This window comes from Streptomyces sp. NPDC014006 (assembly GCF_043088925.1).
Classification (GTDB): Bacteria; Actinomycetota; Actinomycetes; order Streptomycetales; family Streptomycetaceae; genus Streptomyces.
On record NZ_JBICAJ010000011.1, the window covers coordinates 95,759 to 121,520 of the forward strand.

The 25,762-nt window shown below is 71.5% G+C and carries 20 protein-coding genes; 11 read left to right on the forward strand and 9 right to left on the reverse strand.

Going from position 1 to position 25,762, the window contains the following annotated elements; translation table 11 throughout:
- Window positions 1–75 precede the first annotated feature (75 nt).
- Window positions 76–807, reverse strand: coding sequence for a hydrogen peroxide-dependent heme synthase (gene hemQ, locus ACF1GV_RS31785; protein ID WP_391687563.1), 732 nt, complete (start codon window positions 805–807; stop codon window positions 76–78).
- Between the two features lie 4 nt (window positions 808–811).
- On the reverse strand, window positions 812–2,260 hold the full coding sequence (gene hemG, locus ACF1GV_RS31790; RefSeq protein ID WP_391687566.1) for a protoporphyrinogen oxidase: 1,449 nt from the start codon (window positions 2,258–2,260) through the stop codon (window positions 812–814).
- 151 nt (window positions 2,261–2,411) lie between these two features.
- Between hemG and ACF1GV_RS31795 the strand changes: the two genes are divergently transcribed.
- Entirely contained in the window at window positions 2,412–3,353 is a 942-nt protein-coding gene (locus ACF1GV_RS31795; protein ID WP_391687569.1) for a DUF4349 domain-containing protein, read from the forward strand.
- Between the two features lie 33 nt (window positions 3,354–3,386).
- A complete protein-coding gene (locus tag ACF1GV_RS31800) occupies window positions 3,387–4,790 on the forward strand; it encodes an FAD-dependent oxidoreductase (protein ID WP_391688018.1) in 1,404 nt (467 codons plus the stop codon).
- A 141-nt stretch (window positions 4,791–4,931) separates the two neighbouring features.
- Here ACF1GV_RS31800 and ACF1GV_RS31805 read toward each other — a convergent pair whose 3' ends face one another.
- A complete protein-coding gene (locus tag ACF1GV_RS31805) occupies window positions 4,932–5,198 on the reverse strand; it encodes a hypothetical protein (RefSeq protein ID WP_391687572.1) in 267 nt (88 codons plus the stop codon).
- Window positions 5,199–5,322: 124 nt separating this feature from the next.
- Here ACF1GV_RS31805 and ACF1GV_RS31810 point away from each other — a divergent pair, with 124 nt between their 5' ends.
- Complete coding sequence (locus tag ACF1GV_RS31810; protein WP_391687576.1) at window positions 5,323–6,147, forward strand: rhomboid family intramembrane serine protease; 825 nt, start codon at window positions 5,323–5,325, stop codon at window positions 6,145–6,147.
- Between the two features lie 11 nt (window positions 6,148–6,158).
- Here ACF1GV_RS31810 and hemE read toward each other — a convergent pair whose 3' ends face one another.
- On the reverse strand, window positions 6,159–7,226 hold the full coding sequence (gene hemE, locus ACF1GV_RS31815) for a uroporphyrinogen decarboxylase (RefSeq protein WP_391687579.1): 1,068 nt from the start codon (window positions 7,224–7,226) through the stop codon (window positions 6,159–6,161).
- A 118-nt stretch (window positions 7,227–7,344) separates the two neighbouring features.
- Between hemE and ACF1GV_RS31820 the strand changes: the two genes are divergently transcribed.
- The 5 genes from ACF1GV_RS31820 to ACF1GV_RS31840 all read left to right on the forward strand — a co-directional run bounded on the left by ACF1GV_RS31820 (window position 7,345) and on the right by ACF1GV_RS31840 (window position 14,119).
- On the forward strand, window positions 7,345–8,016 hold the full coding sequence (locus ACF1GV_RS31820; RefSeq protein ID WP_391687582.1) for a DUF3000 domain-containing protein: 672 nt from the start codon (window positions 7,345–7,347) through the stop codon (window positions 8,014–8,016).
- 273 nt (window positions 8,017–8,289) lie between these two features.
- Window positions 8,290–8,952 (forward strand): response regulator transcription factor, encoded by a 663-nt coding sequence (locus ACF1GV_RS31825; protein WP_361624703.1) that lies wholly within the window; start codon window positions 8,290–8,292, stop codon window positions 8,950–8,952.
- 260 nt (window positions 8,953–9,212) lie between these two features.
- A complete protein-coding gene (locus ACF1GV_RS31830; protein WP_391687585.1) occupies window positions 9,213–10,493 on the forward strand; it encodes a ribonuclease D in 1,281 nt (426 codons plus the stop codon).
- A 279-nt stretch (window positions 10,494–10,772) separates the two neighbouring features.
- Window positions 10,773–11,993, forward strand: coding sequence for a thiolase family protein (locus ACF1GV_RS31835; protein WP_391687588.1), 1,221 nt, complete (start codon window positions 10,773–10,775; stop codon window positions 11,991–11,993).
- Complete coding sequence (locus ACF1GV_RS31840) at window positions 11,990–14,119, forward strand: 3-hydroxyacyl-CoA dehydrogenase NAD-binding domain-containing protein (RefSeq protein WP_391687591.1); 2,130 nt, start codon at window positions 11,990–11,992, stop codon at window positions 14,117–14,119. The genes ACF1GV_RS31835 and ACF1GV_RS31840 overlap by 4 nt, the downstream gene beginning before the upstream one ends.
- Window positions 14,120–14,185: 66 nt before the next feature.
- Here ACF1GV_RS31840 and ACF1GV_RS31845 read toward each other — a convergent pair whose 3' ends face one another.
- The 3 genes from ACF1GV_RS31845 to ACF1GV_RS31855 are packed head-to-tail and all read right to left on the reverse strand — an operon-like array spanning window position 14,186 to window position 17,478.
- Entirely contained in the window at window positions 14,186–14,434 is a 249-nt protein-coding gene (locus tag ACF1GV_RS31845; protein ID WP_391687593.1) for a hypothetical protein, read from the reverse strand.
- A gap of 13 nt (window positions 14,435–14,447) precedes the next feature.
- Window positions 14,448–15,968 (reverse strand): hypothetical protein, encoded by a 1,521-nt coding sequence (locus tag ACF1GV_RS31850; RefSeq protein ID WP_391687596.1) that lies wholly within the window; start codon window positions 15,966–15,968, stop codon window positions 14,448–14,450.
- A 55-nt stretch (window positions 15,969–16,023) separates the two neighbouring features.
- On the reverse strand, window positions 16,024–17,478 hold the full coding sequence (locus ACF1GV_RS31855; RefSeq protein ID WP_391687599.1) for a hypothetical protein: 1,455 nt from the start codon (window positions 17,476–17,478) through the stop codon (window positions 16,024–16,026).
- A 75-nt stretch (window positions 17,479–17,553) separates the two neighbouring features.
- Between ACF1GV_RS31855 and ACF1GV_RS31860 the strand changes: the two genes are divergently transcribed.
- Window positions 17,554–18,465, forward strand: coding sequence for an endonuclease/exonuclease/phosphatase family protein (locus tag ACF1GV_RS31860; RefSeq protein ID WP_391687602.1), 912 nt, complete (start codon window positions 17,554–17,556; stop codon window positions 18,463–18,465).
- Between the two features lie 56 nt (window positions 18,466–18,521).
- Here ACF1GV_RS31860 and ACF1GV_RS31865 read toward each other — a convergent pair whose 3' ends face one another.
- The gene (locus tag ACF1GV_RS31865; protein ID WP_391687605.1) at window positions 18,522–22,508 is read right to left on the reverse strand and encodes a CDP-glycerol glycerophosphotransferase family protein; all 3,987 of its coding nucleotides are present in this window, start codon (window positions 22,506–22,508) and stop codon (window positions 18,522–18,524) included.
- 367 nt (window positions 22,509–22,875) lie between these two features.
- Between ACF1GV_RS31865 and ACF1GV_RS31870 the strand changes: the two genes are divergently transcribed.
- A complete protein-coding gene (locus tag ACF1GV_RS31870) occupies window positions 22,876–23,967 on the forward strand; it encodes an LCP family protein (RefSeq protein ID WP_391687608.1) in 1,092 nt (363 codons plus the stop codon).
- A 50-nt stretch (window positions 23,968–24,017) separates the two neighbouring features.
- On the opposite strand, the gene ACF1GV_RS31875 is transcribed toward ACF1GV_RS31870, so the two are convergent.
- Window positions 24,018–25,121, reverse strand: a complete 1,104-nt coding sequence (locus ACF1GV_RS31875) for a hypothetical protein (protein ID WP_391687611.1) — start codon at window positions 25,119–25,121, stop codon at window positions 24,018–24,020.
- 176 nt (window positions 25,122–25,297) lie between these two features.
- Between ACF1GV_RS31875 and ACF1GV_RS31880 the strand changes: the two genes are divergently transcribed.
- Window positions 25,298–25,678: an NTP pyrophosphohydrolase gene (locus tag ACF1GV_RS31880; RefSeq protein ID WP_391687613.1), complete on the forward strand. Its 381-nt coding sequence runs from the start codon at window positions 25,298–25,300 to the stop codon at window positions 25,676–25,678.
- Window positions 25,679–25,762: the final 84 nt, after the last annotated feature.

The window sequence follows — 25,762 nt, forward strand, 5'->3', positions numbered from 1 at the left end:
GGTCCGCGGCCGGTCGCGCCGGTCCCCGCGCCCCCTTCGGGGGCGCGGTTCACACCGGCGTGAGAAGCGGCCGTCCTACGCGAGGCCCGCGATCAGTTCGCTGATGTCCTTGCGGCGGCCCGTGAAGAACGGGACTTCCTCGCGGACGTGCCTGCGGGCCTCCGAGGCGCGCAGGTGGCGCATGAGGTCGACGATGCGGTACAGCTCGTCGGCCTCGAAGGCGAGGATCCACTCGTAGTCGCCCAGGGAGAACGAGGCGACCGTGTTGGCGCGCACGTCCGGGTAGCCCCGGGCCATCTTGCCGTGGTCGGCGAGCATGCGGCGGCGGTCCTCGTCCGGCAGCAGGTACCAGTCGTAGGAGCGGACGAACGGGTAGACGCTCACGTAGTTGCGGGGCGTCTCGTCGGCGAGGAACGCCGGGATGTGGGCGCGGTTGAACTCGGCAGGGCGGTGCAGCGCCATGTTCGACCACACCGGCTCGAGGGCGCGGCCCAGCCTGGTGCGGCGGAAGAGGTTGTACGCCTCCTGGAGCTGGTCGCTGGTCTCGGCGTGCCACCAGATCATGAGGTCGGCGTCGGCGCGCAGGCCGGACACGTCGTACGTGCCGCGGATCGTCACGTCCTTCGCGGCGAGCTGGTCGAACAGCTCCTGGACCTCTTCGGCGTAGCCGGCGCGGTCCTCGGGGAGCACGTCCTTCAGCTTGAAGACGGACCACAGCGTGTAGCGGATGACCTCGTTGAGGTCCTTGGCCAGCTTGCCCTTGTTCGGAATCCGGTCAGGGGCAGTGGTGGGGGCGTCGTCACTCATGACCCTATTCTCCCGCTCCGCCGTGCAGGCTCTGCACCGGGTGGGCGGTGAGCTCCTCCACACCCCGAAGATCGCCGCGGAGCTGGTCGACGGCCGCGTACGCGCTCGCGATGCAGGCCGGGATGCCGACGCCGTCGTACTGCGCGCCGCACACCGCGAGGCCGGGCAGGCGGGAGACGTGCTCGCGGATGCGGGCCACGCGCGCGTGGTGGCCGACGGGGTACTGGGGCAGGCCGTCGTCCCAGCGGGTGACACGGGTGGCGAGCGGGGTGGCGTCGAGCCCGGTGGCCTCCTTGAGGTCCTGCCGGGAGACCTCGACCAGCTCGGCGTCGTCGCGCCGGAGGATCTCCGTCTCGCCGTGCCGGCCGACCGAGGTGCGCAGCACGATCACGTCGGGGTCCTCGTCGGCGATCCAGCCCCACTTGTTCGAGGCGAAGGTGGACGCCTTGATCGTGCGGCCGTCGACCGGCGGGACGAGGAAGCCGCTGCCGTCGGGCAGCCGGGTCTCGGCGCGCCGGTAGGCGAGGGTGATCAGAGCCATGGAGGCGTACGCGATCGTGCGCAGCTCGGCGGCGGCCTGCGGGGACTCGGCGGCCAGCAGACGGGCGGCGGCGGGTGCGGGGAGCGCGAGGACCACGGCGTCCACGTGCAGGGTCCGCTCGCCGGCCGTGACGCGCCAGGTCCCGCCGGGCTCGCGGCGCAGCTCCGTCGCGGGTGTGCCGGTGGTGATCTCGCCGCCGCGCGCCCGTACGGCGTCGGCGACGGCGAGCGGCAGGGAGCCGATGCCGCCCGCGATGCCCATGAAGACGGGCCCGGTCTGCTGGTTCGCGGCGGCCTTGGCCTGGATCTCGCGGACGGCCTCGGTGAGTGAGGTGTGGGTCCGCGCGGCCTGGTAGAGCTGGGGGACGGCCGAGCGCAGGGAGATGCGGTAGGCGTCGCCCGCGTAGACCCCGCCGAGCAGGGGCTCGACGAGGCGGTCGACGACCTCGCGGCCGAGGCGCGCCGCCACGTACTCCCCCACCGCGACGTCGTCGCCGACCTCGGTGCGCGGCAGCTCGGCGTCCCGCTCGATGCGGGCCAGGCCCTCGTCGGACAGGACGCCCGCGAGGGCGGAGGCGGTGCCGGGGACGCCCATGACGTGGCCCTTGGGCATGGGGCGCAGGGCGCCGCGGGTCCAGATCGACGCCGTCGCGGTGGACGGGGGCTGGAGGCGGTCGGCGAGACCGACCTCGCGGGCCAGGCCCACCGCCTCGGGGCGGCGGGCGAGCATCGACTCGGCGCCGAGGTCGACGCGGACGCCGGCGATCTCGCCGGGCAGCAGCTTGCCGCCGACCCGGTCGGAGGCCTCCAGGACGGTCACGCGGGCGCCGCGGTCGAGCAGCCGGTGGGCTGCGGCCAGCCCGGCGATCCCGGCCCCGATGACGACGACGTGCTGTGTACCCGTTGCGCTCATGTTCCCCACTCTCTCAAACGGCACCGACAACGCCGGTGTCCGGGCCGAGTCCGGACCGTGACCGCATCGGAACCGCCGATCGCCGACGCCACACCCCGCTGCGGCGTCGAAGGAGCGTTGCAGTTGTCCATCACCCGGGGGTTCGACTCTGATGCGCTCACGACACTCCGTACGAGGGCCCGTTCCCGTCCTGGCCGGCCTGCTGCTGGCCGCCGCCGTCGCCCTCACCGGCTGCGGTGCCGCCGCCGACGCGGGCGGCGGCGCGAAGAGCGACACCGGCGCCGCCGGGCCCGCCGAGGCCACCGCCGGGCCGCAGGACGCCGCGGGTCCGGCGCAGGCCGCGGACAGCGCCGGCGGTGACGCCGGCAGCGCTGCGGGCGACGCCCGTAAGGCCACCGCGCCGCCGCGGCTCACCGCGGACCGGATCATCCGGACGGCCACGCTGACCGTGCAGGTCAAGGATGTGCCCAAGGCGCTGGACGGCGCGCGGGCCGCCGCGGAGGACGCCGGCGGTTACGTCGGCGACGAGACGACCACCCGGGACGAGGACGGCGGCGAGCAGACGCGCGTGGTGCTGCGGGTGCCCGTGGAGAAGTACGACACGGTGCTCGCCGCGCTCCAGGGCGCGGGCCGGCTGATGGCACGCGAGTCCAAGGCGCAGGACGTCACGGACCAGGTCGTCGACGTGGAGAGCCGGATCCGGTCGCAGCGGGCCAGCGTGGCGCGGGTGCGCGAACTGATGGACCGGGCGGCGAAGCTCAGCGACGTGGTGGAGCTGGAGGGCGAGCTGAGCCACCGCGAGGCCGACCTGGAGGCGCTGCTGGCCCGGCAGGCGTCGCTGAAGGACCGCACGAGCCTGGCGACGATCACGCTGTCGCTGCACGGGAAGCCGGTGCGGAAGGCCGACGGCGACGACGACTCGGCGGGCTTCGTGGACGCGCTGGCAGGCGGCTGGGGCGCGTTCGTGACGATGCTGCGCTGGATCGCGGTGGCGCTGGGCGCGGCACTGCCCTTCCTCGCGGTGGCGGCGCTGCTCCTGGCGGCGTGGCTGCGGCTGGTGCGGCCCCGGTTCAGGAGCCGCGGGCAGGACTGAAATGCCGTCCGCGTCTAGCGTGTTCGCATGACCATGACTGGTGCGGCACGGGGTGCGCGGGAACGACTGGTGGTGATCGGCGGCGACGCCGCGGGGATGTCCGCGGCGTCGCAGGGCCGTCGGCTCAAGGGGCCCGACGAGCTGGAGATCGTGGCGTTCGAACGCGGCCACTTCACCTCCTACTCGGCGTGCGGCATCCCGTACTGGGTCGGCGGTGACGTCGCCGAGCGGGACGAGCTGATCGCCCGCACCCCCGAGGAACACCGGGCGCGCGGCATCGATCTGCGCATGCGGACCGAGGTCGTGGAGATCGACGTGGCCGGGCAGCGGGTACGCGCGCGTGACGTGGACTCGGGGGCCGAGTCGTGGACGTCGTACGACAAGCTCGTGATCGCGACCGGGGCGCGGCCGATCCGGCCGCAGATGCCGGGGGTGGACGCGCCGGGGGTGCACGGCGTGCAGACCCTCGACGACGGGCAGGCGCTGCTCGACACGCTGGCACGCACGCGTGGGCGGCGCGCGGTGGTCGTCGGCGCCGGGTACATCGGCGTGGAGATGGCCGAGGCGCTGATCAACCGCGGGTACCAGGTGACCGTCGTCAACCGGGGCAGCGAGCCGATGTCGACGCTCGATGCGGACATGGGCGCTCTGGTGCACGAGGCGATGGTGGGCCTGGGCATCACCATGGTCGACGACACCGAGGTCACCAAGGTGCTCACCGGGGACGACGGCCGGGTGCGGGCGGTGGCCACGGAGACCGGCGAGTTCCCGGCGGACGTGGTGGTGCTCGGCATCGGCGTACGCCCCGAGACGGCGCTGGCGCGCGCGGCGGGCCTCCCGCTGGGCCGGCACGGCGGTCTGCTGACCGACCTGTCGATGCGCGTGCGCGGGCACGGGAACATCTGGGCCGGCGGCGACTGCGTCGAGGTGCTCGACCTGGTCTCCGGGCAGGAACGGCACATCGCGCTCGGCACCCACGCCAACAAGCACGGGCAGGTCATCGGCACCAACGTGGGCGGTGGCTACGCCACCTTCCCCGGTGTGGTCGGTACGGCGGTCAGCAAGGTGTGCGATCTGGAGATCGCACGGACCGGGCTGCGGGAGAAGGACGCCCGCAGGGTCGGCCTGCAGTTCGAGACGGTGACGATCGAGTCGACGAGCCGTGCGGGCTACTACCCGGGCGCCTCCCCCATGACGGTGAAGATGCTCGCCGAGCGCCGCACGGGCCGTCTGCTCGGGGTGCAGATCGTCGGCCGCGAGGGCGCCGCCAAACGGGTGGACATCGCGGCGGTGGCCCTCACGGCCGGTCTGACGGTGGAGCAGATGACGGCGCTGGACCTCGGCTACGCACCCCCCTTCTCCCCGGTGTGGGACCCGGTGCTGGTGGCGGCGCGCAAGGCGGCGGCGAAGGTGCGGTCCACCACGCCCTCCGGTTGATCCGCCCTCCAGCCGATCCCGCCCGCCACGCCCTCCAGCCGATCCCGCCCACGGGCCGCCGTCGCCGACCCCGCCCACCGGCGGTCGCCTCCGACCCGCCCGCAGGGCCTTCGCAGCCGGCCACGCCCGCCCTTACGGCCCCTACGCCGTCCCGCTGATCCTCGGCAGCGCCGACACCGCCGCGGTCGGCTGCTCCCCGGCCGGTTTCGCGTGCGCGGCGACCGGGCGGGAGCGCAGCCGGTGGCTCACCGCCTCGTCCAGGGTCACCGGCCGCTGCGCCTGGGCGGCCAGCCGCCCCGCCTCCTGGCCCAGCCGGGCGACGTCCTCCCACGGCAGCCGGAGCACCACGGCGAGTTCGGCCTCGCCGTCGGGCAGCGCGTGCATCGCGGGAGTCACTCGGTCGTTCATCTGCTGTCCCCTCGTCGGCCCCGCGGCGCGCCTTCCCCGCGCCGCGAGCGGTTGAGCAGACATACGCGCCACGGACCGCGCACGTTCACCGGTTCGCCCGCCGCTGCGCGGGCAGTAGTGTCTCGTGGTCATCCCCGTCCATGACGTGAACCCCGTGCGCAGCACCCCCTGGGTGACATACGCGCTGATCGCCGCCAACGTCCTCGTGTTCCTGTTCACGCCCGGCCTCGCCGGGTCCGTGGCGGGTGAGAGCAGCCAGGCACAGCTGTGCCACCTGCACGCGTTCCTGGATCACTGGGCGGCCGTGCCGCGCGAGCTGATCCACCACCAGATGCCGCACCTGGTGCCCACCGGGGACGTGGGCATCGGCCCGCACGGTCCGGGCTGCGTGATCGCTCCTGCGCACTACGACAAGTCGCCCGCGCTGAGCGTGTTCACGGCGATGTTCCTGCACGGCAGCTGGCTGCATCTGCTGGGCAACATGCTGTTCCTGCTGATCTTCGGCAACAACGTCGAGGACCGCATGGGGCACGTGCGCTTCGCGCTCTTCTACGTCGTCTGCGGCTACGCCGCCGGCTACGGCTTCGCCGTCCTCAACGCCGGTTCCGGCGACCCGCTGATCGGCGCGTCCGGGGCCATCGCGGGCGTGCTCGGCGCGTACCTGGTGCTGTATCCGAAGGCGCGGGTGTGGGTGCTCGTGCCGTTCCTGATCTTCCTGCCGCTGCGGCTGCCCGCCTGGCTGGTGCTGGGCTTCTGGTTCGTGCTCCAGGCGGTGTACTCCGCGGGCGAGGGCATCTCGGCGGCCGGCACCGTGGCGTACGCGGCGCACGTCGTCGGCTTCCTGGCGGGCATGCTCATCGCCCTGCCGCTGCGTCCGGGCACCCCACCACCGCCGGAGCCGCGCGGCCTGCTGTTCGGCAGGAACGCGCGGCCCCGTCAGACGTGGTGAGTGCCCGTCGGTCAGTGGGCGGTCTGCGTGTGGACGTACTCCACGAGCCGGGTCAGGGCGTCGGGATCGGTGGACGGCATGACGCCGTGGCCGAGGTTGAACACGTGGCCCTCCAGGGAGGCGGCCGAGTCCAGCACCTCGCGGGTCTTGGCCTCGACGGCGGCCCGCGAGGCGAACAGGACCGTCGGGTCGAGGTTGCCCTGGAGCGCCTTGCCGGGGCCGACGCGGCGGGCTGCCTCGTCGAGCGGGACGCGCCAGTCGACACCGACGACGTCCGCGCCGGCCTCGCCCATCAGGCCCAGCAGCTCACCGGTGCCGACACCGAAGTGGATACGCGGCACGCCGTAGGACTCGACGGCACGGAAGACCTTGGCGGAGGCGGGCAGCACCGAGCGGCGGTAGTCCACGGGGGCGAGGGCGCCGGCCCAGGAGTCGAAGAGCTGCACGGCGGAGGCGCCGGCCTCGATCTGCACCTTGAGGAAGGCGGACGTGACCTCCGCGAGCCGGTCCAGCAGGTCGGCCCACAGCTCGGGGTCGCCGTACATCATCGCCTTGGCGTTCTCGTACGTGCGCGACGGCCCGCCCTCGACGAGGTAGCTCGCCAGAGTGAACGGGGCGCCCGCGAAGCCGATCAGCGGGGTCGCGCCGAGCTCGGCCGTGAGCAGCCCGATGGCCTCGGTGACGTAGGGGACGTCCTCGGGGGTGAGGTCGCGCAGCTGCGCGAGGTCGGCGCGGGTGCGGATCGGGTGCTGCACCACCGGGCCGACGCCGGGCTTGATGTCCAGGTCGACGCCGATGGCCTTCAGGGGCACGACGATGTCGCTGAAGAAGATCGCGGCGTCCACACCGTGCCGGCGCACCGGCTGCAGGGTGATCTCGGTGACCAGGTCGGGCCGCATGCAGGAGTCGAGCATGCCGACGCCCTCGCGCACCTTGCGGTACTCCGGCAGGGAGCGCCCGGCCTGCCGCATGAACCACACCGGCGTGTGCGGCACGGGCTCGCGCCTGCACGCCCTCAGGAAGGCGCTGTCGTACGTCGCTGTCGGCTGCTTGCCCGAGGGGCTTCCGTTGGCACTCACGACGGCAAGTCTCGCACGGCGCACCAGGCCCGCCGCCCGCACCCGCCCGGCAACCGGGTCGGCCGACGGGGGGTGTCTTGCCCTGCGCGACGGCCCGCTTCCCCTTACTCTTCCCCGCATGGCTGCGGCTCAGGGACGACTGTCGGACGGCGCTGACGGAATGGACGACGCGAGGGACACGGGGGAGGCACGAGGGGGCACAGCGGTTCCGCTGCCCTTCCGGGCCGCCGTCGACGCGCTGCGCACCGCGCGGCTGCGCCCCCAGGTGGAGATCGAGCCGACCCCTGCCCCGCAGCGGCTCGCGCCGTACGCGTACGCGCTGGAGGCCGCGGTGGTCGACGACGAGCAGGACCTGGCCGACGGGCGGCTGGTGCTGCTGCACGATCCGGCCGGGCACGACGCCTGGCGGGGCACGTTCCGGCTGGTGACGCTGGTGCGCGCGGAACTGGAGCCGGAGATGGCCGCCGACCCGCTGCTGCCCGAGGTGTGCTGGTCGTGGCTGACCGGGGCGCTGACGGCGCGCGGACTGGCCTGCGGCGAGCCGAGCGGCACCGTCACGCGGGCGGGCTCCCACTACTTCGGGGGGCTGTCGGACCGCCCGCCGGCGTCGCAGATCGAGATCCGCGCGTCCTGGACGCCCCGGGAGGGGCTGGGCGGGGTGCCGGACACGGCGGCGCATCTGGCCGCCTGGTGCGATCTGCTGGCCCAGGTCGGGGGTCTGCCGCCGGCCGGTCCGGGCGACGCCTCGGTGGTCACGCTGCCGCAGCGGCGCGATCCGCAGTCGCGCTGAGTCCGCGCTTCCACGGCCGGTGACCCGGCCGCTCCCACGGTTTCACCCACGGAACGGGTTTGTGGCGGCGGCTTGACCGTCACTTTGTCGATACGGCCACTTTCAGTCACGAGCGCCACTCGAACGAACCGATTCGTTCACCGAACGATCGACCGCATGTCCGAATTGCACAGATTGTTACTCACTAAATCGTGATCTTTCTCTAAAGGGCCCGGGCTTCGCTGCCGAAGACGACTGTGACCTTGAAAGCCGTCCCGCCCCTCAGGAGGCCTGGTGTCCGTTCTCCTCGAGCAGCCCTCAAGCCTGGTCGCCTACCGCCCGAACAAGCCAACCGCCATGGTCGTCGTCGCCGATCCCCGCGTCCGCTCCACCGTCACCCGCCATCTGTGGGCGCTCGGTGTGCGCGACGTCATCGAGGCATCGTCCATCGCGGAGGCCCGTCCCCGCGTCGGCAACCCCAGAGACATCTGCGTCGCCGACGTCCATCTGCCGGACGGCTCCGGCCTCACCCTGCTGTCCGAGACCCGCGCCGCGGGCTGGCCCAACGGGCTCGCCCTGTCCGCCGCGGACGACATCGGCGCCGTGCGCAACGCCCTCGCGGGCGGAGTCAAGGGCTATGTCGTCACCGGCACCCGCACCGCCGTCGGGCTCCCCACCCGGCCCGGTGCCGCCCCCATCGGCGCGGCCGCCGCCCGCCTCCACCGCCGCCCCCCGGGTGCCCCGAGCCACCCGGGCGGCTACCGCGAGCTGTCCGGCCGCGAGGTGGAGGTACTGCGGCTGGTGGCGGAGGGCCAGTCGAACAAGGCCATCGGCGTGTCCATGGGCCTGTCCGCACTGACCGTCAAGAGCCACCTCGCCCGCATCGCCCGCAAGCTGGGCACCGGCGACCGCGCCGGGATGGTCGCCGTGGCCCTGCGCACCGGCATCATCCACTGACCCGCAACGCCACCGACCCCGCGATCACCGACCCCGCACCCACCGAACCGATCATGCACCGCTCCCGCCGCACCGATCGCCCACTGCCCGCCGTACCGATCGTTCACTGGCGTGAACGGGATCGCCCGCCGCTCCCGGACCCGTCACCAGGGGATCGTGAACCCGGCATGACAGCCGACTGACCGGTTTACGACCCTTCGGCACCCGTCGACGGAACGTTCCGTCGACGGGCGCCGTCCACACATGGATACCCTTGACAGGTGACCGACGCCCACGACACCGCAGCAGACACTTCACTGCGAACCACCGGAGGCGCCCCTCCGGACGACGGCGGATCTTCTGCTACGGAGGCGCCGATCCCGTTGCTGGAGCCCCGCGAGGGCATTCCGCCCGTCGTCGCGGACCAGGCGGCGCTCGCCGAGGTGGTCGCGGCCTTCGCGGCCGGCTCCGGACCCGTCGCCGTCGACGCCGAGCGCGCCTCCGGCTACCGCTACGGCCAGCGCGCCTACCTGGTCCAGCTGCGCCGCGAGGGCGCGGGGACGGCCCTGATCGACCCCGTGGCCTGCGGCGACCTGTCGGATCTCGGCGAGGTGCTGGCCGACACGGAGTGGGTGCTGCACGCCGCCACCCAGGACCTGCCCTGCCTGCGCGAGATAGGCATGGTGCCGGAGCGGCTGTTCGACACCGAGCTCGCCGGCCGGCTCGCCGGTTTCCCGCGCGTCGGCCTCGGCGCGATGGTCGAGAACGTCCTCGGCTTCAGCCTGGAGAAGGGCCACTCCGCCGTCGACTGGTCCACCCGCCCGCTGCCCGAGCCGTGGCTGCGCTACGCCGCCCTCGACGTCGAGCTGCTGGTCGACCTGCGCGACGCGCTGGAGAAGGAGCTGGAACGCCAGGGCAAGCTGGAGTGGGCCCGCCAGGAGTTCGACGCGATCGCCTCCGCCCCACCGGCCGAGCCGCGCAAGGACCCGTGGCGGCGCACGTCCGGCATGCACAAGGTCCGCCGCCGCCGGCAGCTGGCCGTGGTGCGCGAGCTGTGGCAGATGCGGGACCGGATCGCACAGCGCCGGGACGTCTCGCCCGGCAAGGTGCTGTCCGACGCGGCCATCGTCGAGGCGGCCCTGGCGCTGCCGTCCAACGTGCACGCGCTCGCCGCGCTCGGCGGGTTCGGGCACCGGGTGGGGCGGCGCCAGCTCGAGCAGTGGCAGGCGGCCGTCGACCGGGCGAAGGCCCTGCCGGAGGCGGAGCTGCCGCAGCAGGGGCAGCCGGTGACCGGGCCGCCGCCGCCGCGGGCGTGGGCGGAGAAGGACCCGGCGGCCGCGGCGCGGCTGTCCGCCGCGAAGGCCGGGGTCTCGGCGCTGGCCGAGCGGCTGAATCTGCCCCAGGAGAATCTGATCACTCCGGATACGGTGCGGCGGGTCTGCTGGGAGCCGCCGAAGGCCGTGTCCGCGGATGCCGTGGCCGCGGCGCTGGCCGGGTACGGGGCTCGGGCGTGGCAGGTGGAGCTGGTGACGCCGGTTCTGGTGGAGGCGTTGTCGGCGTAGCCGCCGAGGTTTCGGTCGTCTCGCGGCCGCGGGTGCGCTGTGGCTGGTCGCGCAGCTCCCCGCGCCCCTTGCCGGGCGTGTTCCTGCCCGGCACTGCGAAATGTGCCGTCCGGATCCGGCCAAGGTCGCCGGACCCGACCGCCGCCGTCGGTGTGACCTTCGCCGCTCCCGTCGTGGGGACTGGGCAGCTACGTTACTCATAAGTAGCATGGGGCTGAGCGCGCGCTCAGTGCATGCGTGCCGCAGCAGTGCCACCCCGCACCCTGGAGGAGAGCCATCGTGCCTCGTACCGTCAGGGACGTCGTCTTCGTCGACGGCGTCCGCACCCCGTTCGGCAAGGCGGGCCCGAAGGGCATCTACCACGAGACCCGGGCCGACGACCTCGTCGTGAAGGCGATCCGGGAGCTGCTGCGCCGCAACCCCGGCCTGGACCCGGCCCAGATCGACGAGGTCGCCATCGCCGCGACCACGCAGATCGGTGACCAGGGCCTGACCATCGGCCGCACGGCCGGCATCCTCGCGGGTCTGCCGCAGTCCGTCCCCGGTTACTCCATCGACCGCATGTGCGCCGGTGCCCTGACGGCCGTCACCTCGGTCGCCGGCTCCGTCGCCTTCGGCGCGTACGACGTCGCCATCGCCGGCGGTGTCGAGCACATGGGCCGTCACCCGATGGGCGAGGGCGTGGACCCCAACCCGCGCTTCGTGAGCGAGAAGCTGGTCGACGAGTCCGCCCTGTTCATGGGCATGACCGCGGAGAACCTGCACGACCGCTACCCGTCGATCACCAAGCTGCGCGCCGACGAGTACGCGGTGCGTTCGCAGGAGAAGGCCGCCAAGGCATACGCCAACGGCAAGATCCAGGCCGACCTGGTGCCGATCTCGGTGCGCCGGACCAGCCCCGAGGCCGGCGAGACCGGCTGGGGCCTGGTCACCGCCGACGAGCCGATGCGCCCGGGCACCACGCTGGAGAACCTCCAGGGCCTCAAGACGCCGTTCCGTGTGCACGGCCGGGTCACCGCGGGCAACGCGGCCGGTCTGAACGACGGTGCCACCGCGTCGGTCATCGCGAGCGAGGACTTCGCCCGCGAGCACGGCCTGCCGGTCAAGATGCGCCTGGTCTCCTACGCCTTCGCGGGCGTGGAGCCGGAGGTCATGGGCTACGGCCCGATCCCGGCCACCGAGAAGGCCCTCGCCAAGGCGGGCCTGTCGATCTCGGACATCGGCCTGTTCGAGATCAACGAGGCCTTCGCCGTACAGGTGCTGGCCTTCCTCGAGCACTACGGCATCGCCGACGACGACTCGCGCGTCAACCAGTACGGCGGCGCGATCGCGTTCGGCCACCCGCTGGCCTCCTCCGGCGTCCGCCTGATGACGCAGCTGGCCCGCCAGTTCGAGGAGCAGCCGCACGTCCGCTACGGCCTGACCACCATGTGCGTCGGCTTCGGCATGGGCGCGACGGTCATCTGGGAGAACCCGCACTTCGACGGAGGCGACAAGTGAGCACCACCGCTGAACTCCTGAAGGGCGCGGCCGAGCTGTTCCCGGACGAGGTCGTCACGCAGGCGCACGTACGCCACTTCGACCTGCCGCTGGGTGCGGGCCGCTTCGCCCTGATCACCCTGGACAACGGCCACGACCACACCAAGCCGACCACCTTCGGCCCCCAGTCGCTGGCGAACCTGAACACCGCCATCGACCAGGTCGAGAAGGAGGCGGCCGAGGGCGCGATCGTCGGCGTCGGCATCACCGGCAAGCCGTTCATCTTCGCCGTCGGCGCCGACCTCAAGGGCGTCGAGCTGCTGAAGGAGTGGGACCACGCCTACGCCATCGGCAAGGGCGGCCACGACGTCTTCAAGCGGCTCTCGGGCCTCGCGGTCCCGACCTTCGCGTACTACAACGGCGCGGCCATGGGCGGCGGCGTCGAGGTCGGCCTGCACTGCAGCTACCGCACGGTGTCCGCGGCGCTGCCGGCGTTCTCCCTGCCCGAGGTCTTCCTCGGCCTGGTGCCCGGCTGGGGCGGCTGCACGCTGCTGCCGAACCTGATCGGCGCCGACAAGGCCGTGACGGTGATCATCGAGAACAGCCTCAACCAGAACAAGCAGCTCAAGGGCCGGCAGGTCTACGAGCTGGGCATCGCCGACGCGCTGTTCGAGGGCGCGGACTTCCTGGAGCAGTCGCTGATCTGGACGGCGTCCGTCCTCAAGGGCGAGATCGTCGTCGAGCGCCCGGCCATCGACCGCGGTGAGGGCTGGGACCAGGCCGTCGCCAAGGGCCGGTTCATCGCCGACTCCAAGGTGCACGGCGCGGCCCCGGCCGCCTACCGCGCCCTGGACATCATCGCCGCCGCCAAGAACGGCGACCTGCAGCAGGGCTACGACGCCGAGGACAAGGCGCTCGCCGACCTCATCATGGGCGGCGAACTGCGCTCCGGCATCTACGCCTTCAACCTGGTGCAGAAGCGCGGCAAGCGCCCGGCCGGCGCGCCGGACAAGTCGCTGGCCCGCCCGGTGACGAAGGTCGGCGTGGTGGGCGCGGGTCTGATGGCCTCGCAGCTCGCCCTGCTCTTCCTGCGCCGCCTGGAGGTGCCGGTCGTGCTGACCGACATCGACCAGGAGCGCGTCGACAAGGGTGTGGGCTACGTCCACGCCGAGATCGACAAGCTGCTCGGCAAGGGCCGGATCAACCAGGACAAGGCCAACCGTCTCAAGGCGCTGGTGACCGGCGTCCTGGACAAGGCCGAGGGCTTCGCGGACGCGGACTTCATCATCGAGGCCGTGTTCGAGGAGATGGGCGTCAAGCAGAAGGTGTTCGCGGAGGTCGAGGCGGTCGCCCCGGCGCACGCGATCCTCGCGACCAACACCTCCTCGCTGTCGGTGTCGGAGATGGCGTCGAAGCTGAAGAACCCCGAGCGGGTCGTCGGCTTCCACTTCTTCAACCCGGTCGCGATCCTGCCGCTGCTGGAGATCGTGCGCGGCGAGCAGACGGACGACGCCTCGCTGGCCACGGCCTTCGCCGTCGCCAAGAAGCTGAAGAAGACCGCGGTCCTCACCAAGGACGCCCCGGCGTTCGTCGTGAACCGCATCCTGACCCGCTTCATGGGCGAGATCCAGAACGTCATCGACGAGGGCACCCCGGTCGAGGTCGCCGAGAAGGCGATCGAGCCGCTCGGCCTGCCGATGTCCCCGCTGGTCCTGCTGGAGCTGGTGGGCCCGGCGATCGGCCTGCACGTCTCCGAGACGCTGCACGGCGCCTTCCCGGACCGCTTCAAGGTCTCCCCGAACCTCAAGGCGGTCGTCGAGGCGGGCAAGCGCGGCTTCTACGTCTACGACAGCGGCAAGCCCGAGCTGGACCCGGAGGTCGCCGCGCTGCTGAAGCAGGGCGACACCGTCCTGACGGAGGAGCAGGTCCGCGCCCGCGTCCTGGACGCGGTGGCGCAGGAGATCGGCCTGATGCTCGAAGAGGGCGTCGTCGCCGAGGCCCAGGACATCGACCTGTGCCTGATCACCGGCGCCGGCTGGCCCTTCCACCTGGGCGGCATCACGCCGTACCTGGACCGCGAGGGCGTCTCGGAGCGCGTGAACGGCAAGAAGTTCCTGGCTCCGGGCGTGGCGTCGGTCCCGGCGTGACACCCGAATGAGAAGGGGCCCCCGCGGTAAGCGGGGGCCCCTCCCTTTTTCGTGGCCGCGGCGCGGTCAGGACTTCGGGACGATCACCACGGCGTCGGCGAGCTTCCGCTCGACCGGGACAGTGCCCCAGTCGTCCATGGGCTTGTTCATCAGCGAGCCGCCGACGACCATGGTGGCGTCACCGGCGCTGCCCGGCCCGACCGCCTCCGTGGCGCCGGGCCATTTTCTCGTGTGCTTCATCTCGTCCCCGGTGCGGTCCGGCGCGGCCGGTGCCGTGATCGCGCCGCAGGCCGCCTTCAGGGTGGCTTGGACCACTGCTGACGGACGCTCAGTAACCGGGCGAGCCGGCCCCGGAAGACACTCCCACGGTGCTGAAGGGGATGCGGCTGATCGAGGACTCGACGCCCGCGGCGTCCACGCCGAAGACGTCGACGACATGCGTACCGGTGCTCCAGGCCCAGCCGCTGTCCCACGACCACATGCCGTCCGGGCCCACGGCAGCCGCACCGAGCAGGACGCCGCTCTCCCGGAACCCCACCTGTACCGCACCCGGCGCGGAGCCGGCGAAGAGGACCCGGGCGTCCATCAGCTGCTCATGCGCCATGGGGGCGAACACCATGGGTGCGCCTCCCCCTTCCGGAGCGGTTATCGGTGCCATCGCCAGGACGCCGCCCATGGGGTGCGCCGCGGGCCCGGCCGGCACGGCGCCGTGCACCGGGCCGTCGACGGCCGTGAACTGCACCTCGGTCCGCTGCGACTGGTAGCCCACCCGGTCGATCCCGTACACCTTCACCGGGTGCTGCCCCTTGCTCCAGGCCCTGCCCAGCTCCCAGGACCAGGTGCCGTCGGGGGCCACGTCCGCCTGCCCCAGATACCTGCCGTGCTCCCAGATGCTCACGCGCACGGCGCCGGGAGCGAGTCCGCTGAACCGTACGGCGCTCCTCGCCACCTCGGAGCGCGCAGCCGGCTCGGTCACGACGGGCGGGGGGAATTCGGCCCCCCTGACCACGGCGGTGGCCTTGAGATACGAACCTATGGGGGTCCGATCGCGGTCCGGTTCCTCATAGCCGTTGCGGACATGTCCCAGTCGGGGCGGCAGTCCGTCGACCAGGAGATTGAGCAGGCCCAGCAGCGCGGGCACATTGCGCCGGGTGACCTGGGTGTGGTCGGTGATGAACGGCGACTCGCTGTAGATGAAGTTGAAGTTGTCGTAGCCGTGGAACAGGTCAAGGAAGGGCTCGACCTGCTCGGTGTACTGCTCGTCCTGCGGCGAGGACAGCAGGTAGATGTTCGCCGTGCGGTTGACCTGCGAGCGCACCAGGTCGGGCAGGATCGCGTCCACGATCCGCACGTTCTCCTCCGGCACCGTCTCGCCCAGCATGAACCGGGCCACCTTCGGATGAACCCGCTGCACGTACGACCCGACCAGGAACTGCGGCACGATCGACACGATGTTGCGGAAGCCGTAGCGCAGGCCGAAGTACAGCGCCGCGCTGCCGCCCTTCGAGCCGCCCCACAAGGTGACGTCGTCGGGCGTCAGCTCCAGGGCGGTCATCACGTTGAAGATCAGCGCGGCCACGGACTGCTCCAGCGAGAAGTCCATTTCCTTGCACAGGTAGTAGCTGTTCATCCCGTCGAACCGGTCACGGACCCACAGGATGTTGGCGCGCACGTTGTCGAGAACGCCGTTCGACCATCCGTAGTCCTGCGGGGCCGAGAAGTTGGCGAACACCACGACCAGATGCCGGTTTCCGCCCTTGGCGTGGGTGAACCTGTACGGGACGGGGAAGGCTCCCGAGGCCTCGATCCCCGTGAGCAGCTGCCGCCCGTTCGCGGGTGCTGTGGACATGTGCGGTATCACTCTCTGCTGTGCGTCGGAAACGGGCGATGGCGCAACCACGCGCTCAGTAGGCGGGTGCGCTCGAGCCGACCGGGGCGTTCATGACGGTGAAGGGCACGATCGCCGCCGGGGACTCGGCGCCCGTCTCGTCCACTGCGAACACTTCGACCGTGTAGAGGCCGTGCGGCCATGTCCGTCCGGCGTCCCAGACCCAGCCGCCGTCCGGGCCGACGGGGCTCGCCCCGAGCAGCGCGCCGTTGAGCCGGAATCCCACCTGGGCCGCCCCGGGGGCCACGCCGGCGAAACCGACCGCGTCACCCCGCACCTGGTCGTGCGCACGCGGCGTCCGCACCAGCGGTGCCAGCGCCGACCCGTGGCCGCTCGGTGCGGGCATCACGTCCTCCGAGACGGTGAACTGCACGTCGGTGCGCTCGGACTGGTAGCCGCTGGCGTCGACGGCGAAGAGCCGCACCCGGTGCTCGCCCGTGCCCCACCGCTGATCCCGTTCCCAGGCCCAGGCACCGTCTGCGCCGACCGGAGCGGAGGCCAGGTACTTGCCGTTCTCCCAGATGCTGACGCGGACCGCGCCGGGCGCCCAACCCGTCAAACGCACGGCGCCCGCGGGCAGCAGGTCGTGGGCGGCGGGGGCCGTGACGACCGGCGCGGCGAACGAACTCTGCACCACGGACGTGGACTTGAGGAAGATCTCGATACCCGTCCGGTCGGCCTCGGGCTGTTCGTACCCGTGGCCGGTGACGCCCAGGCGGGGAGCGATCCCCTCGACGAGCAGATAGGCGATCCCCAGCAGCGGCGGCGTGTTGCGCTGGGTCACCTTGCCGTGGCCGGTGATGAAGGGTGACTCGCTGAAGAGGAAGTTGAAGTTGGGGTAGCGCTCCAACAGTCCCAGGAACGGTTCGACCTGGGTGCTGTACTGCTCGTCCTGCGGTGAGGACACCAGGTAGAGATGGGCGTCCGGGTTCGCCCCGGCGGCGAGCAGGTCGGGCAGGATCGCATCCAGGGCGGCGACGTTGTCGTCCGGCATGGTGTCGCCCAGCATGTGCCGGCCGACATCCGGGTAGACCTCGCGCACGAAGCTCCCGATGCGCAGCTGCGGGACGCTGGCGACGATGTTGCGGAAGCCGTACCGCAAACCGAAGTACAGGGCCGCACTGCCGCCCTTGGAGCTGCCCCACAGGGTGACGTCCTGCGGGGTCAGCCCGAGCGACGTCATCACCCGTGAGATGAGCCCGATCACGGACCGCTCGACACCGAAGTCCATCTCGTGGCACAGGTAATAGGTGTTCTGGCCCTCGAATCGGTCGCGTATCCAGAGGATGTTCGCCCGCAGGCTGTCGAACACACCCGTGGCCCAGCCGTAGTCGTCGGGGGCGTAGATGTTGGCGAAGACGACCACGAGGTGCCGGTTGCCGTTGCGCGCGTGGGCGAACCGGTACTCGACGGGACGACCGCCGGAGGTGTCGATCCCCTTGATCGCCTGGCGTGCAGGTCCTGTTGACATCTACGCTTACACTCCCCAACGGGTTGATACACCAGGCCTGTGGCGCTTTCGCAGCAGGTCGGCCATCATGTCCTGATGTTTCCGACCGTCCTGCGGGCCGTGTCCCGGCGCCCCGGACGACGCGGTCGGCGCATCCTCGCCGCGCTGGCGGTACTGCTGGGACTCGCCACCGCCGCGGCCCTGCTGCAGACCGCCGGCCCCACCCCCTCCGCCGCGTCGGGCGGCAGCCTCACGGTCGCGACCTGGAACATGTGCGGGGTACGGCAGTGGGGCTGCGCCGGCACCGGCAGCCGTCAGGCCAAGAAGGCCCAGGTGGAACTGCTCGTCCACGCCGGCGGGGCGCAGGTGGTCTTCCTGCAGGAGGCCTGCGCCGCCGACGTGGAGGCGGTGCGCGCAGAACTCGGCGACAGGTGGCACACGGCCTTCCACTCCTACGCCTGGGGTGACCGGTCCGGCCGCGTCAGCACCGTACGGTGCGCCGAGCCGGACCAGGGCGCTGCCGGGTTGGCCATCCTCTCGGCGTTCCCGCTCTCCGCCGTCGGCACCGTCCCGGCTCAGCAGCCTTCCGTGGGCCTGCGGCGCGGCATCCTGTGCGCCTCGCTCACCGCGCGGGCCGTCCGGCTGTGCACCGCACATCTCAGCCCGGCGGGCAGCGATCGCGCCCACCCCCGCTGGGAGCTGCGCGACGACCAGCTGAAAGCCCTGGTGACCGCGGTGCCCCAGCGGCGCACGGTCTACGGCGGTGACCTGAACGTCCGTCCGCCGGGCTCCGGCAACCCGTCCACGTGGGTGTGGCCGCCCGGTCCCTACACCGTGCACCGGGAGTGCGACCAGGCCTCCCCCACCGCGCGGTCGGGGCGGGCGACGCATCGCTCCGGGCACAAGCTCGACTACCTGTTCACCGGATTTCCCCGGACCCGGTGCCAGGTGTACGACACCAGCGCCTCGGACCACTCCGCGCTCCTCGTCGAGGTGCGCACCGCCTGAGATCTCGCCCGGGTGACCGCTGCGTGGCCACCAGCCCGTGGAACCGGTCGTGGACGTCACACGATCACGCCCTCGACGGCCCTGCCGTCGTACGACCGCGTCGGGGGGTGGTGCTCGCCGGGCCCTTCGAGACCGGTCAGCTCCTGGAATCCGGCCGGCATCGGCTGCCGACGTGCCTGCTGCGGCGGTGCGGGTATGCGCACCGCCGCCTCGCCCCGGCTGGGCTGGCCCGGCAGCACGTCCATCAGCCGGTGGCGGTCCTCCCCGTGGCCTGGTTCTTCCCCGTAGCCGGGCGCGGGCGATCGCTGCGGGGAGAACCACTGCGGAGTGGTCCGGGCAAGCGGCGTCACCGGACGGCCGACGTGCCGGGTGCCGACGGTTCCGACAGCCGGAGCCTGGGCGCCCTCGGGGGCGAGGTCACCGCCGGCGACCAGCATCCGGTCGGCGAGCCGTGCCGAGGCGTAGCCGTCGTCCAGGTCGCAGAACTCGCGCTGGAACCAGGCGTAGCGCTCGGCGTAGGTCTGCTGGATACGGTCGACCTCACGGATGGCGGTCACCAGTTCCTGCGAGGTGTACACCAGGGGGCCGGGAGCGCTTTCCGCGAAGTCGAAGTAGAAGCCGCGCAGGGTGTCGCGGTAGTGATCCAGGTCGTAGGTGAAGAAGAGGATGGGTCGCCCGGTGTTGACGTAGTCGAACATCAGCGACGAGTAGTCCGTGATCATCACGTCGGTGATCAGGGACAGATCGGCCATGTCCGGGTAGTCGGAGACGTCGAAGACGAATCCGTCACCGGCGCCCGGCACCGGGTCGACCACGTTGGGGTGCCGGCGCACCAGCAGCACGTGGTCGGCTCCCAGGCGGGCGCGCGCGTCGTCCAGGTCGATACGGAAGTCGAGCTTGTACTTGCCGGGGGCGTAGAACTGGTCGTCGCGCCAGGTGGGCGCGTACATCACGACGCGCTTGCCCTCCGGCAGGCCGATGCGCCGCCGGATGGCCTCTTCCCGCTCGGCCGTTCCGGGCCGGCGCAGGATGTCGTTGCGGGGGTAACCGGACTCCACCATCTCACCCGGGAAGCCGAAGGCGCGTCGCAGGATCGGCGTGGAGAAGCTGTTGGGCGAGACCAGCATGTCCCAGTTCTGCACCTCCTTCTCGACCCGTTCCAGGTAGCGCTGGTCCGCGAAGTGGATCGCCTCGATGTCGTGGCCGATCTTCTTCAGCGGCGTGCCGTGCCACGTCTGTACGACGATCTGGCCCTCCCGCTTCTGGAACCAGTCGGGCAGGTGGTTGTTGGCGACGACGTACCGGCTGGTGGCGAGGGCGTCGTACCACTCCGGGGACCACATGCGCACCGGCTTGGCCGTGGGCGGCACCTGGACCTGGTCGTCGCGCACCACCCACAGGTGTTCGAGGTCGGCGCCGCGCCGTACCAGTTCCTCGTGCAGGGCCCGCGGGCTGTCGGAGTACTGGGTGCCCTTGAAGGCGTCGAAGAGCACGGCGGGGCGCACCTTCTGGCGCCGGGCCGCCGGGTACGCCTTGGTGCGCAGCGTCTTCTGCCGGTAGGGACCGCGGGCGTGGTCGGGCATGGCCGAGTGGACCAGCAGGGAGAGCCGGTCCCAGGCTTCCGCCTGGAGTTCGTAAAGGCGGTCGTCGCGCCCGTACTCCTGGGGGAAGGCGGCGATGACGTCCTGGTCGAGCTTGACCATCAGATCGTCGAGACGGTCCTCGCGTGCGACCGCCGAGAGGTCCTGGCGGCGCAGGAAGAAGTCCCAGCGGCCGGCGGCGAGCGGGATGTCCCCGGCGAGCGTCCGCATGGCCGCGGGGGCCAGCACGCCGTGGAACCGGTTGCCGTCCCAGGTGAGCCGCACGGCGCGTTCCGCGCCGTGCGCACGTGAGCGCACCACCAGGTGTGCGGCCCGGTACTGCTCCGGGGTGAGACAGTCGGCCGCCCGGTACCGTCCGTGGACCTCCAGCGAGCCGTCCTCCCGCCAGCTCACCTGTGTCGCCGTCGGCAGGGTCGCGCGCTCGAAGACCACCAGGTAGCCGGAGCCGTTGCGGTGGACCACGACTTCCCGGTCGCCCTGGCGGGTCTGGAGCGCCGCGGGCACCCGGTAGTACCCGTCCGGGGTGTCTTCCGCCACGACCGGATAGATGGCCGCCTTGCGGCCCTCGACATGGAAGGTGGTCTTCCAGCCGTTGCTGCCCATGTTCCAGGACTGCGGTATCTCCACCCCGTCCTGGGCCGTCGCCCGGAACTTGGGGACGAGCACCCGCACGGGGACCTTCGCCGTGAAGGTGCACCACCCCTCGCCGCCGGGCCTGAAGTGGACGCGGGCGTCATGACGCCCGGCACCGACCATGCTGGTGACCCGGAGCTTGCCCCACTCAGGCACCTTGGGGCCGAGGTACACACCGCGCACCTCAAGGTGGTCGCCGACGAGGCGGTGACCGGTGATCCTGCAGCGCACGATCTCCACGCGCAGCTTGAGGGATCCCTGGAGGAAGACGGGGAGGATGCGGGTGTTCTTGTCGACGTACCGGTACGGCGGGTTGGCGGCGCTCCCGGCGCTCCCGCGGCCGATGCCCTTGTAGCGGAACAGCCCGCGGCTGAGGACGCCCGCCGCGACGTCCCAGGTGCCCTCGGCCCACTGCCCCTTCTTCTTCAGCCTGGTCGTGTCGATCCGGACCTCGAAGCCGGCCCAGTCGTAGCAGTAGCGGCTCTGGTTCGAGTGCTCCGTGGCCTGCGGCGCGTAGGTGGTCTTCGCCGGCATGACCACCATCCGCCCCTGCTTCTTGTTCCGCAGGGCGAGCGCCTTGACCGACATGTGCCGCTTGTGCACGTTGATGAACCGCACGTAGGCGGTTCCGGTGAGCGTCAGCAGGTCCGAGTCGGCGTTCCAGCGGGCCCCGGTCAAAGAGCCGTGCAGGGAGAGTTCCTTGTCCAGGCGGTAGGCCTTCTTATCGAGGCCGACCTCCCGGTCGCCGAGGTAGGGGTAGTTGAGGTAGCGGCGGAAGCGTCGCTGGACGGGTATGGGTCCGCCGCGGCGCTCGAACTCGATGACGTCGATGAGCTCCGGCAGCCGGCCCTCACGCACCAGAAGCCACTTGACCCGGGCCTCGGCGGGCAGTTCGTCGATGATGCTGACGTCGGCCTCGTCGAGGAAGAGGTTGGACCACTGCATGAAGGCCCGCTGGTACTCCTCGTCGGCGTCGGGCAGCACCTTCAGATGCTGCATCAGGTCCGACTTCAGGCAGGCGAGGTCGTACTTGCGCTTGGCATCCTGGTACTGGCGCGAACGGTGCTCGGCGAGGAAGCGGCTGACGGTCTGGACGGCGACGACGCGGTCATGGAGGTTGGACAGTTCGGTGTACCGCTGGGTGATGGAGGGGGCGGCACCACCCTCCCGGCGGCGCCAGTAATAGATCACGTCGGTGATGACGTCGACCTTGGCCGCGCGGAAGTGCGCGTACATGTTGACCCAGGAGTCCTCGTACATGACTCCCTCGGGGAACTGGATGAAGTTCCGGTCCCAGAAGGGCCGCCGGAACATCTTGTTCCACACGGTGCGGTCGTAGATCAGTGCGTCGAACCTGGTGATGTGGGTACCGCGCCGGTTCTTCTGCATCGGACCCTTGTGCAGCGGTGACTGCCACTTCTTCTCGGAGTTCATCATCTGCACGTTGCCGGAGACGAAGTCCGCGTCGGACTCCTCCAGGGTTCGTATCAGAAGCTCATAGGCGTATTCGGGGATGACGTCGTCGCCGTCGATGAAGGCGAGGAACTCGCCCCTCGGATGCAGCGAGCGCAGACCGGTGTTGCGGGCGTGGCCGGGACCGTGCGCGTGCTGGCGGATGAGCTTGAAGCGGGGGTCGGCGGCACAGTAGTCGGCCGCGATGCGGATCGATCCGTCGGTGGACCCGTCGTCCACGAGGATCACCTCGAAGTCCCCGAAGGACTGGCGAGCGATCGACTCCAGGCACTCGGCGAGATACGCCTCGACGTTCTGGAAGGGAACGACAACACTCAGACGCGGCTGAACCGCCAACTTCAACTCCTGCCCAAATCCCCCCCACGGGGACGCCAACCGGTACCCATGCGGACGCCTGCCCCCGCACTGCGGCGCGCCCTCGCGGCCTCCCGGCCAGTACGGCAGAACCGCCGCTGCGACCTGGGCAAATCCCCCTCTACCAAGATTCACAGCTTCGCTACATCTTATGTCACACTTACGAGTGGTCAAGAACTATTAATGCGGGGTTCATTCGCATCTCGCTATACGGTCACCCACCCCCCAAGACGCGGCGACCCCTTGCCTATAGTTCTGTCACCGCTTGACAGATCAGTGGGCCGGCCTCCCCCACCCGGGCCCGAACCCTCCGCCGCGGCGGAGCCCGTGAGGAGAGGAACCCAAGGCGATGACGCACAGCGCCACCAGCGAGTCCAGGCGTGCCCGCCGGTCCCCGGCGAACGGCGGTCGGCGTCGGCAACAGGGCGGCAAGCGGCGCTGGGGCCGCATCGTGTTGCTGTCCCTCGTCGTCGTCCTGCTGGCCGCAGGCGGTACCGGTTACTGGCTCTACCGGGACCTCGACGGGAACATCAAGGGCGTCGACATCGACAAGGCGATCGGTGACGACCGACCCGCCAAACTGCCCACCTCCGGACAGAACATCCTGATCCTGGGCTCCGACTCACGCGCCGGCGCGAACGCCTCTCTCGGTACGGGCAACGTGGCCGGGGCCCGTTCCGACACCGCGCTGGTGATGCACATACCGCAGGGCCGCACGCGAGCCGTCGCCGTGAGCATCCCGCGCGACACCCTCGTCACCCGGCCCGCGTGCACGAAGACGGACGGCACCGAGGTGGCCTCCGCGAAGCGTGTGATGTTCAACTCCATCTATTCGCTGGCGGGTCCGGCCTGCGTCGTCAAGACGGTGGAATCCCTCTCCGGGGTCCGCATGGACCACTACGTCGAGATCGACTTCGCCGGCTTCAAGGGCCTGGTGGACGCCATCGGCGGTGTGACCGTCACCGTCGACCAGGACATTCACGACTCCTCCAGCGGCCTGAACCTGACCGCGGGCACCCATCGGCTGGACGGGACGCAGTCGTTGCAGTTCGTCCGCACCCGGCACGGCATCGGCGACGGCAGCGACCTGGGGCGTATCGGTCTCCAGCAGCAGTTCATGCTGGCCCTGCTGTCCGAGATCAAGAAGCAGGACCTGCTCGGCAGCCCCACCAAGACGTACAAGATCGCGAACGAACTCACCGCGGCGCTCACCACCGACTCCGACCTGGCCTCGCTCACCAAGCTGGCGGAGTTCGGCCGCAGCATGAACGGCGTCGACCCGGCCGACATGGAGACGATCATGCTGCCGGTCGCGTACGACAAGGTCGACCCGAACCGGGTGGTGGCCGCTGAGCCGCAGGCGTCGCAGCTCTGGAAGGCGATCCGCACCGACGACGACATTCCCGAGAGCGCGAAGAAGTCGCCCGCGAAGGGCGGTTGAGCCCTGTCCCCAGGTGCGGGCTCAGCGCTCCCCGCTGCGGGCCCGGCGAATCACAGCCGGCGCCATCGGGTGAGGCTGAGCCCCGTCCCCTCCTCCTGGCGGGCCACCTTCGGTACACCGTCGGTGCCGATCAGCGCCATCACCACGCGCCCGCGGCCGTCGCGGGCCAGGGCGGGCGCGCCCTCGCACGACTCTCCCAGCGCGTACCACCAGAACCCGCCGGCCTCGTTCTCCGTGGCGCCGATGCCGAACACGGCGGAGCCGTCCCGGTCCCGATAGGCGAGAACGACCCAGTCGTGACCATCCAGTCGGGTGCGCAGGGTGGCGTAGGGCCGCTGGGCCGAGGACGCGCCGAGCGCGGTCGGCCAGTGACCGATCCGCCAGGCCGCGGCGGCGCCGTTGTCGGCGTCCGTCCAGAAGAACGTGGCGCGGTCCGGTCCGGTCTCCAAGGCGGCGACCGTGCCCGGCGCGGGGCGCAGCGAGAAGCCGCGTGGTCCCGTGAAGTCGCCGCCCGGCGCCGTCTGTCGCCAGACCAAAAGCCCCGTTTCGGCGGCGGCGCACACCTCCAGCCGGCCTCCGCTCAGGGCGATCGGCGCCGGCAGCGCGTCGATGCCGCTCCCCTGCAGGTCTTCCCAGGCCCGCCACTTGCCGTTCGGGGCTTCCCGACGCAGCATCAACCCGCCGAGCGCACCGCGCACGAAGACGTGCACGATGCCGTCCATGGCGACCGCTCCCAGCGGTGGGCCCAGTTCACGCCCCAGTTCCCGGTCCGCGTGCGGATTGCCGAGCGAACGCCAGTCGGTGACGGCGAGCCCGGTCTGGTACTGGATGGCGTGCACGACGTCCACGGTCCGCGCGCCGTCGGCGCCGGCCCGCTCCCTCCGACCGAGCAGGTGCACATAGGCGTCCGCACCCTGTACCACCGTCAGGTCGGTGAGCCCCGGCGCTGCGACGAAGTGCGCGTCGCCCCAGTCGGGGCCGCCGACTGCGGTTTCGGTCCACCGCAGGAGTCCGCCGTCCGCGGGGGCGTACAGCGTGAGCCGGCCGTCCTTGCCGAGCGTGAGCCAGCTTCCATGGGCCGCGCCGGACGCGTTGCGCGTCCGCGCCTCGACCGAGCCGGCGGCGCCCGCGGGACCGGTCGGCTTTCTCCGCATGGCCTGGTGAACCTTCCTGAATCCCGCCGCATCCGGCACTGGGGAACTTGAGACGGGGACATCATATGCAGTTCGCTCAGACGTTCCCCCAGGGCTGCCGGCCATACGCCCGCGAACCCGCCGCGCTCCGTGAGAGCCGCGTGAGCGGGCCGCGGACGCCGTGCGAGGCTGACCCCATGGACGACAGCACCCCCCTGCTCGTGATCGTCGACGGCGCCAACGTCGTCGGGTCGGTGCCCGACGGCTGGTGGCGGGACCGGCGCGGGGCCGCCGAGCGGCTGCGGGACCGGCTGGCGGCACGAGGGCTTGCCGGATACGACGGCGACGGCGGCGCCGTGGACATCGTCCTCGTCGTCGAGGGCGCCGCCCGCGGCGTGGCCTCCGTGCCCGGCGTCCATGTCGAGGACGCCCCCGGCAACGGCGACGACCACATGGTCGACCTGGTCGCCCGCGCCACGGGCCGCCGCTGCCTGGTCATCACCGCCGACCGCGAGCTGCGCCGCCGGGTCATGGAACTGGGCGCGGAGGTCACCGGGCCACGGGCGGTACGCGACTGAGCCGCCGGCGAGGCGCGGGCGGCAGCCACTGGCGAGGCACGGGCAGCGGCCGGCGAGGCACGGGCGCGGGCCGCACGGCCCCGG

Bases quoted from the DNA above. Each gene is read 5' to 3' on its own strand.
- ACF1GV_RS31820 (WP_391687582.1), top strand. From the start codon at position 7,345: ATGGCTGCGGCTCAGGGACGACTGTCGGACGGCGCTGACGGAATGGAC.
- hemQ (WP_391687563.1), bottom strand. From the start codon at position 807: ATGAGTGACGACGCCCCCACCACTGCCCCTGACCGGATTCCGAACAAG.
- ACF1GV_RS31860 (WP_391687602.1), top strand. From the start codon at position 17,554: ATGTTTCCGACCGTCCTGCGGGCCGTGTCCCGGCGCCCCGGACGACGC.
- ACF1GV_RS31805 (WP_391687572.1), bottom strand. From the start codon at position 5,198: ATGAACGACCGAGTGACTCCCGCGATGCACGCGCTGCCCGACGGCGAG.
- hemG (WP_391687566.1), bottom strand. From the start codon at position 2,260: ATGAGCGCAACGGGTACACAGCACGTCGTCGTCATCGGGGCCGGGATC.
- ACF1GV_RS31800 (WP_391688018.1), top strand. From the start codon at position 3,387: ATGACTGGTGCGGCACGGGGTGCGCGGGAACGACTGGTGGTGATCGGC.
- ACF1GV_RS31795 (WP_391687569.1), top strand. From the start codon at position 2,412: ATGCGCTCACGACACTCCGTACGAGGGCCCGTTCCCGTCCTGGCCGGC.
- ACF1GV_RS31880 (WP_391687613.1), top strand. From the start codon at position 25,298: ATGGACGACAGCACCCCCCTGCTCGTGATCGTCGACGGCGCCAACGTC.
- ACF1GV_RS31870 (WP_391687608.1), top strand. From the start codon at position 22,876: ATGACGCACAGCGCCACCAGCGAGTCCAGGCGTGCCCGCCGGTCCCCG.
- ACF1GV_RS31850 (WP_391687596.1), bottom strand. From the start codon at position 15,968: ATGTCCACAGCACCCGCGAACGGGCGGCAGCTGCTCACGGGGATCGAG.
- ACF1GV_RS31875 (WP_391687611.1), bottom strand. From the start codon at position 25,121: ATGCGGAGAAAGCCGACCGGTCCCGCGGGCGCCGCCGGCTCGGTCGAG.
- ACF1GV_RS31855 (WP_391687599.1), bottom strand. From the start codon at position 17,478: ATGTCAACAGGACCTGCACGCCAGGCGATCAAGGGGATCGACACCTCC.